Source organism: Mesorhizobium sp. M4A.F.Ca.ET.050.02.1.1, from assembly GCF_003997725.1.
Taxonomy (GTDB): Bacteria; Pseudomonadota; Alphaproteobacteria; order Rhizobiales; family Rhizobiaceae; genus Mesorhizobium.
Genome location: NZ_RZSG01001341.1, coordinates 1 through 776 on the forward strand (window position 1 = coordinate 1; position 776 = coordinate 776).

General features: G+C 66.1%; 1 protein-coding gene. It reads left to right on the top strand.

Annotation, left to right across the window (positions count from 1 at the left end):
* Positions 1 to 25: 25 nt before the first annotated feature.
* A partial coding sequence (locus EOA33_RS37360) for an RES family NAD+ phosphorylase (protein WP_145989584.1) occupies positions 26 to 776 on the top strand: 751 nt, incomplete at its 3' end.

The following is a 776-nucleotide window of genomic DNA, read 5'->3' on the forward strand; positions in this document are numbered from 1 at the left end:
ATCCAGTCGATATCAGGACTTGTCGATGTCATCGCCTATCTGGACTCCCGACGCGCTCTCGTCTGAATCCGCCCGGCTTGAAGGCAAGTACTGGCGCATGGTCGAGGCGCAGCACCGCGTCTCGACGCTGAAGGTCGTCGACACGCTCGACGAGCAGGCCTTGCTGGAAGAGCTGATCGAGGAGACGAAGCCGCAGATCCCGCTCGAGTGCCGGCACCTCCACTACCTGCTGGCGACGCCCTTCCGCTACGGCTCGGTCTACCCCCATGGCTCGCGCTTTCGCCGCGCCGGCCGGACCAGGGGCGTCTACTATGCGGCTGAGACCATGTTCACGGCTGTCGCCGAGATGGCGTTCTACCGCCTGCTGTTCTTCGCCGAATCGCCCGACACGCCCTGGCCGCGCGACGCCGCCGACTACACTGCCTTTTCCGCCGCCATCAAATGCGCCGCCGCCATCGACCTGACCAGGCCGCCGCTCGACCGTGACGCGGCCGCATGGACGCATCCGACCGACTACGCCGCCTGCCAGGCCATCGCCGATGTCGCGCGCGAGGCCGGGCTGGAAGCGATCCGCTACCGTTCGGCGCGCGACCCGAAGGGTGCCAACATCGCGCTGTTGACGTGCAAGGGTTTTGCAAAAGCAAAGCCGCTGGAACCGCAGACCTGGCGCATTCGCCTCGGCGTCTTCGGCGTGCAGGCGATCTGCGAGTTTCCGGAAAAGCGGATCGAATTCTCCAGGGCGGCCTTCACCGACCCACGGCTCGCGAACTTGCGCT